Raw genomic sequence first — 7,403 nt, forward strand, 5'->3', positions numbered from 1 at the left:
GCAGGCCGAGCGCGAGGCGGCGCGCGAGCAGAGCGAGGAGCTGCTGGCTTCGGCGCGCAAGCGGGTCGCGGAGGCGCAGGAGGAGGCCCAGCGCCTGGTCGGGGAGGCCGAGGCGCGCGCCAACGAGCTGGTGTCGGCCGCCGAGGCGACCGCCCAGCAGGTGCGCGACGCGGTCGCCGGGCTGCACGAGCTGGCCGAGGAGGAGATCGCCGGGCTGCGCTCGGCCGCCGAGCACAACGCGGAGCGCACGCTCACCGAGGCCCAGGAGGAGGCCGACCGGGTCCGGACCGACGCGTACGCCGAGCGCGAGCGCGCCGGTGAGGACGCGGCACGGATCCGCGCCGAGGCGCAGGCCGCGGCGGAGGCCGCCGAGGCGCTCGCCGAGCGGAAGGTCGCCGAGGCGATCACGGAGGGTCAGCGCCTGGAGGCGGAGGCCGCCCGCACGCTGGAGGACGCCACCGACAGCGCCCACGCCAAGCTCGCCGAGGCGGGCGTGCAGGCCGACGAGCTGCTCTCCGAGGCCATGGCCGAGGCGGAGAAGCTGATCGCGGAGGCCGAGGAGACGGTCGAGAAGGCCCAGCAGGACGCCGCGGCCACCGCCGACGAGGCGCGGGCCGCGGCCGCCGCGCGCCGCTCCGAGGCCGCCGAGCAGGCCGACGCGCTGATGGCGGAGGCCACGTCGGAGGCCGAGCGGCTCGTCGCCGAGGCCACGTCCGTCCTGGAGGAGGCCCGCGAGTCGGCGGAGGCACAGCAGGCGGAGGCGGCCGAGGAGGCCGCCCGGCTGCGCGCCGAGGCCGAGCGGACGGTCACGGAGGCCCGCGAGGACGCCGAGAAGCACCGCGGCGAGGCCGAGGAGGCCGCCGCGGCGCTCCTCGCCAAGGCGAAGGCCGACGCGGAGCGCACGGTCGCGGAGGCGTCCGCCCGCTCCAAGCAGATGCGCACCGACGCGTCCGACGCCCTGGCGTCGGCCGAGCAGGACGCGGCGCGGGCGCGCGCCGAGGCCCGCGAGGACGCGAACCGGATGCGCTCCGAGGGCCACGCCGAGGCCGAGCGGATCATCCGCGAGGCCGAGGAGCTCACCTCCGGGGCGCAGGCCGAGGCGGACCGCATCGTCGACGAGGCCCGCGAGGCCGCCGGCCGGCGCCGTACGGAGGCGGCCGCCCAGGCCGACGAGCTGATCGCCGAGGCCACGTCCGAGGCGGAGAAGCTGCGGGCCGAGGCCGCCGAGACGGTGGAGACCGCGCGCCGCGAGGCGGCCCGTACGGGCGAGGAGGCCCGCGAGGCCGCCGAGGCCGTCCGCACGGAGGCCGCCGGGAAGGCCGAGCGCACGCTCGCCGAGGCGGACGCCGAGTCCGAGCGGCTGCGCACCGACGCCGCCCGGGTCCTCGACGAGGCCCGGGAGGCGGCGAACGCCCGCCGCACGGAGGCCGCCGAGCAGGCCGACACCCTCGTCGCCGAGGCGACGGCGGAGGCCGAGCGGATGGCCCTGGAGGCCTCCGAGGCGCTGGCCGCCGCGCAGGAGAACGCCAACAGCACGCGCGCGGACTCCGCACGCATCAAGGCCGACGCCGTCCAGGAGGCGGAGCGGCTGCGCGCCGAGGCGCGTGCCGAGGGCGAGCAGACCGTCGACGACGCGCGCGATGCCGCCGCCAAGCGGCTGGCCGACGCGGGCGAGCAGGCGGACGCCCTGATCGCCAAGGCGCAGGAGGAGGCGCTGCGCACGGCCGCGGCCGCCGAGGAGCAGGCCGACACGATGGTGGGCGTGGCCCGCCGCGAGGCCGAGCGGATCGTCACGGAGGCCACCGGCGAGGGCAACGCCCTGGTCGAGCAGGCCCGTACGGACGCGGACACGCTGCTCGCCGAGGCGCGCGGGGACGCCACCGCGATAAGGGAGCGCGCCGACGAGCTGCGCTCGCGCGTCGAGAGCGAGGTCGAGGAGCTGCACGGCCGGGCGCGCCGCGAGGCCGCCGAGGCGATGCAGTCGGCGGGCGAGCGCTGCGACAAGCTCGTCGCGGCCGCGACCGAGCAGCTCGAGGAGGCCGAGGAGAAGGCGAAGAAGCTGCTGTCCGACGCGAGCAGCGAGGCCAGCAAGGTGCGGATCGCCGCGGTGAAGAAGGTGGAGGGGCTGCTCAAGGAGGCCGAGCAGAAGAAGGCCGCCGCCGTACGGGAGTCGGAGCGCCTGCGCACCGAGGGTGCGGAGGAGGCCAAGCGCCTTGTCGAGGAGGGAAAGCGGGAGTTGGAGGTCCTGGTGCGCCGTCGCGAGGACATTCAGGCCGAGATTTCCCGTGTCCAGGACGTGTTGGAGGCGTTGGAATCTTTTGAGGCCCCGGGGGCCGGAAGCGCCAAGGATGGCGGGGTGAAGGCAGCGGCGGGTGCCGGTGCTACTCGTTCGGGTGGCAAGCAGTCACAGAAGTAGCCACTCAAACGGGGGGACATTCTCCAGATCTGCCAACCATTCACCTGATGACACGCCGCTCGCACCCCTAGGATTCCCTCTATCACCTCACCGGTCTCTTATGACAGGAACCCCATGAGTGACACTTCCTCCCCCTTCGGCTTCGAGCTTGTGCGGCGTGGATACGACCGCGGCCAGGTGGACGACCGCATTACCAAGCTCGTCGCCGACCGAGACAGCGCACTGGCACGCATCACCTCTCTGGAAAAGCGCATCGAGGAGCTGCACCTCGAGACGCAGAATGCTCAGGCCCAGGTCAATGACGCCGAGCCGTCCTATGCGGGTCTGGGGGCGAGGGTCGAGAAGATCCTTCGGCTGGCCGAGGAAGAGGCCAAGGATCTGCGTGAGGAGGCCCGGCGCGCCGCCGAGCAGCACCGCGAGCTTGCCGAGTCCGCCGCCCAGCAGGTGCGCAACGACGCCGAGTCGTTCGCCGCCGACCGCAAGGCGAAGGCGGAGGACGAGGGCGCGCGCATCGTCGAGAAGGCCAAGGGCGACTCCGCCCAGCTGCGGGCGGAGGCCCAGAAGGACGCCCAGTCCAAGCGCGAGGAGGCGGACGCCCTCTTCGAGGAGACCCGCGCCAAGGCGGCCCAGGCCGCCGCCGACTTCGAGACCAACCTGGCCAAGCGGCGTGAGCAGTCCGAGCGCGACCTGGCCTCCCGCCAGGCCAAGGCGGAGAAGCGGCTGGCGGAGATCGAGCACCGCGCGGAGCAGCTGCGCCTGGAGGCGGAGAAGCTGCGCACGGACGCCGAGCGCCGCGCCCGCCAGACGGTGGAGACCGCCCAGCGCCAGGCCGAGGACATCGTGGCCGACGCCAACGCCAAGGCGGACCGCATCCGCAGCGAGTCCGAGCGCGAGCTCGCCGCGCTCACCAACCGCCGCGACAGCATCAACGCCCAGCTGACCAACGTCCGCGAGATGCTGGCCACGCTGACCGGCGCCGCCGTCGCCGCGGCCGGCGTCCCCGGCGACGACGAGCCGATCTCCCGCGGCGTCCCGGCCCAGCAGAGCCGCTGAGCCCAGGGCCGCTGACCTTCCGGGACACCCGTCCTGCCCTGTGCGCCGCTTGAGCGGGCGCACGGGGCAGCGGTCGCCCTCCCGGCGCCCCGGGCCGCTCCCCCGGACGGCCCGCTACCGGTGGCAGGGTGTGCCGGCCCCCCTTACCGTGGCTGAATGATCGAGCTGCAGGGCCTGACCAAGCGCTACGGCGAGAAGCTCGCCGTCGACGGCCTCACCTGCACCATCCGCCCCGGGATCGTCACCGGCTTCCTGGGCCCCAACGGCGCGGGCAAGTCCACGACGATGCGGATGATGCTCGACCTGGACAACCCCACCGCCGGCACGGTCCTCATCGACGGGCAGCACTACCGGCAGCTGAAGGACCCGCTGCGGACCGTCGGCGCCCTGCTGGACGCCAAGGCCATGCACGGCGGCCGCAGCGCCTACAACCACCTGCTGTGCCTGGCGCAGAGCAACGGTATCCCGCGCTCCCGCGTCCGTGAGGTTCTGGACACGGTCGGCCTGGCCTCGGTGGCCGGAAAGCGCTCCAAGGGCTTCTCGCTCGGCATGGGGCAGCGCCTGGGCATCGCCGCCGCGCTGCTCGGCGACCCGCAGATCCTGATGTTCGACGAGCCCGTCAACGGGCTGGACCCCGAGGGCATCCACTGGATCCGCAATCTGATGAAGAACCTCGCCTCCCAGGGGCGTACGGTCTTCGTCTCCTCGCACCTGATGAGCGAGATGGCGCTGACCGCCGAGCACCTGATCGTCATCGGCCAGGGCCGGCTGCTCGCCGACACCTCGATGGCGGACTTCATCGCCCGCAACTCGCGGTCGTACGTACGGCTGCGCTCCCCCGAGACCGAGCGGCTGCTGGACGTGCTGGCCGGCGCCGGGGTCACTGCCGTGACCACGCAGGACGGCCACCTGGAGGTCGACGGCACGGAGGCGGCCCGGCTGGGCGAGCTCGCCGCGCGGCACCAGCTCGTCCTGCACGAGCTGAGCCCCCAGCGGGCGTCCCTGGAGGAGGCCTTCATGCAGCTGACCGCCGAGTCGGTGGAGTACCACGCGCACAGCGCGCCGACCGCGGATGCGGGTGGCCCCGCGCCGCCGGCCGGCGGCGGGTGGGGAGCCGACTGGCGGAAGAAGGGGTCCTGACGATGGCGGTGGTGGGGCAGGTCCTGCAATCGGAATGGACGAAGATCAAATCCGTCCGCTCCACGGTGTGGACGCTCGGTCTCGCGCTCGTGGTCACCGTTGCGCTCGGCGCGCTGATCAGCGCCTTCTCCAGCAGTAACTTCGAGCGTATGCCGGTGCAGGAGCGGGTGAATTTCGACCCGACCTTTACGAGTTTCGCGGGAATGGGACTCGGCCAGCTCGCCATGATCGTTTTCGGGGTGCTGGTGGTGTCCAATGAATACAGCACGGGAATGATCCGCACTTCACTGGCGGCGGTTCCGCAGCGGGGTACGTTCCTCTTCAGCAAGATCGCGGTCGCCACGCTGATCGCGTTCGTCATCGCTATGCTGACCAGCTTTGTCTCCTTCTTCGTCGGCCAGTCGATGCTCGGCAGTCACCGGACCTCGATCGACGCTGCGGGAGTCCTGCGGGCGGTGATCGGCGGCGGCCTCTATATGACGCTGATCGCGGTGTTCTCCATGGGGATCGCGGCGATGCTGCGCAGCCCCATGCTCTCGCTCGGCATTCTGATGCCGTTCTTCTTCATCATCTCCAGCATTCTGGGCGCGGTGGAGGCGACGAAGAAGGTCGGGCAATACCTGCCCGACCAGGCCGGTCACAAGGTCATGCAGGTGGTGTCGTTCGACGACGCCCCGTACGGGCCGTGGGGCGGCTTCACGATCATGGTGCTGTGGGTGGCGGCGGCGCTGGCCGGCGGGTACGTCGTACTGAAGCGGCGGGACGCGTAGCGCCTTGCCGGTGGATCACGGCGGGCGCTCCGGCCCCGGTGACCGTGTCGTCCGGGAGGAGCCGCCTTGGCCGATCGGAGTCTGCGGGCCCTCGGGCTCGACGGTGCCCCCGCCGAGCTGCCGCTGACGTATCCCGGGCGCCCGGTCGGGGAGCCGGCCCTGCTGACGGGCGGCGAACTGCTGCCGCTGCGGCCGGAGGCGGGGCCGCCGGGCGAGTGGCCGGTGGTGACGGGGATGGGAGAGGCGGAGCCGGGCCTCGACGCCTTCCTCGACCGGATGAGCGCGGCACGCGTCCGGTCGCGGCACCCCGTGCTCGCCGTGGGGTCCAACGCCTCCCCCGCCCAGCTGCACCACAAGCTCACCCGGCGCGGCCCGGGGGCCACAGTGCCGATGGCGCCCGTGGAGGTGCACGGCATCGGGGTCGGGTGCTCCGCGCACATCGGGCGGCACGGCTACGTGGCCGCGGCGCCCTACGCCGACCCGGCGGCCCGGCGCACCCTCGTGGCCGGCTGGCTGGACGACGCGCAGCTGGCCGTCGTCGACGAGAGCGAATTCAACTACCGGCGGGTGTGGGTGCCGGGCGGGGACTTCCCGATGACGCTGCCCTCGGGGTACCGGCTCGGCGGCGCACATCTCTACGTGAGCCTGCACGGCGTCCTGGCCGGCCCGGGCGGCGGTGGGCCTCGCGCGGGCGGGGGCGACCAGCGCGGCCTGCTGAGCGCGCTGCTGGCCGCCTCGCAGGCCCTGCGCGAGCTGCTCGGGCCGGGCCCCGAGGACTGGGTCGCCCGGGCGCGGGCGGACGAGGCGGTGCGGGCCGAGGGGCGGGCGGTCTTCCGGAGGGAGGGCTGGGTGCTCCCCGAAGGCCTGTCGCTGGGCGAGGGCCCGGGCGGTCACCGGACCGGCGACCAGCCCGGTGACCGGGCCGGTGATCAGCCCGGCGACCGCCCCCACCAGGCGCTCCCCACCCCGCGCAGCTAATCGCGGGTAACGGGAACCGTCAGCTCCTCGTTATGCTCCTAACCCTTACGGGGCCTTACGCCCAAACGAGCTCGCGAGGGGCGGAGAATGATCGAGGCAGTCGGTCTGACAAAGCGCTACGGCGCCAAGACGGCCGTACACAATCTGTCGTTCCAGGTGCGGCCCGGGGCCGTCACCGGCTTCCTGGGTCCGAACGGATCAGGCAAGTCCACGACCATGCGCATGATCCTGGGACTGGACCAGCCCACATCCGGGCACGTGACCATCGGCGGCCACCCCTTCCGCAGCCTCCCCAACGCTCCGCGCCAGGTCGGCGCGCTGCTCGACGCGAAGGCCGTGCACGGCGGGCGCAGCGCCTACCACCACCTGCTCTCCCTCGCGCAGCTCGGTGGCATCCCGGCCCGCCGGGTGGACGAGGTCCTCGGCGTCGTCGGCCTGCAGGACGTCGCCAAGCGGCGCTCCAAGGGCTTCTCGCTCGGCATGGGCCAGCGCCTCGGCATCGCCGCCGCGCTGCTCGGCGACCCGCAGGTGCTGCTCTTCGACGAGCCGGTCAACGGCCTCGACCCCGAGGGCATCCTCTGGGTCCGCAACCTGATGAAGCAGCTCGCGGCCGAGGGCCGGACGGTCTTCGTCTCCTCGCACCTGATGAGCGAGATGGCGCTGACCGCCGACCACCTGATCGTCATCGGGCGCGGCCAGCTCATGGCCGACATGAGCGTCAAGGACTTCATATCCGCGAACTCCGCGGACTTCGCGCGCGTGCGTACGCCGGAGACGGAGCCGGCGAGCCGCGAGAAGCTCATGGCCGCCCTCGTCGAGGCCGGCGGCCAGGTGCTGTCCGAGCCGGACGGCGGCCTGCGCGTCACCGGTCTGCCGCTGCCGCGGATCAGCGACGTCGCCCACGGGGCGGACGTCCGCCTCTGGGAGCTCTCGCCGCACCAGGCCTCGCTGGAGGAGGCGTACATGCGGATGACGCAGGGCGCGGTCGACTACCGCTCGACGGCCGACCAGCTCGCCGCCCTCGCCCCGCCGCCCCCGGGCCCCGG

General features: G+C 73.3%; 5 protein-coding genes and 1 pseudogene. All 6 read left to right on the forward strand.

What is annotated here, in order from left to right; all coding sequences use genetic code 11:
- Positions 1-2,416: pseudogene (locus V7793_RS29830) on the forward strand (hypothetical protein); the annotation flags it as partial.
- Positions 2,417-2,530: 114 nt separating this feature from the next.
- On the forward strand, positions 2,531-3,469 hold the full coding sequence (locus V7793_RS29835; protein ID WP_058046316.1) for a hypothetical protein: 939 nt from the start codon (positions 2,531-2,533) through the stop codon (positions 3,467-3,469).
- Between the two features lie 156 nt (positions 3,470-3,625).
- On the forward strand, positions 3,626-4,609 hold the full coding sequence (locus V7793_RS29840) for an ATP-binding cassette domain-containing protein (RefSeq protein WP_336012273.1): 984 nt from the start codon (positions 3,626-3,628) through the stop codon (positions 4,607-4,609).
- 2 nt (positions 4,610-4,611) lie between these two features.
- The gene (locus V7793_RS29845) at positions 4,612-5,379 is read left to right on the forward strand and encodes an ABC transporter permease (RefSeq protein WP_336012275.1); all 768 of its coding nucleotides are present in this window, start codon (positions 4,612-4,614) and stop codon (positions 5,377-5,379) included.
- Between the two features lie 66 nt (positions 5,380-5,445).
- A complete protein-coding gene (locus tag V7793_RS29850; protein WP_336012277.1) occupies positions 5,446-6,357 on the forward strand; it encodes a hypothetical protein in 912 nt (303 codons plus the stop codon).
- An 87-nt stretch (positions 6,358-6,444) separates the two neighbouring features.
- Positions 6,445-7,403 (forward strand): ABC transporter ATP-binding protein (locus V7793_RS29855; protein ID WP_336012280.1); only part of this gene is annotated, 959 nt, incomplete at its 3' end.

The sequence above is a fragment of the Streptomyces sp. KLMMK genome (genome assembly GCF_036961605.1).
Lineage (GTDB): Bacteria > Actinomycetota > Actinomycetes > Streptomycetales > Streptomycetaceae > Streptomyces > Streptomyces telluris.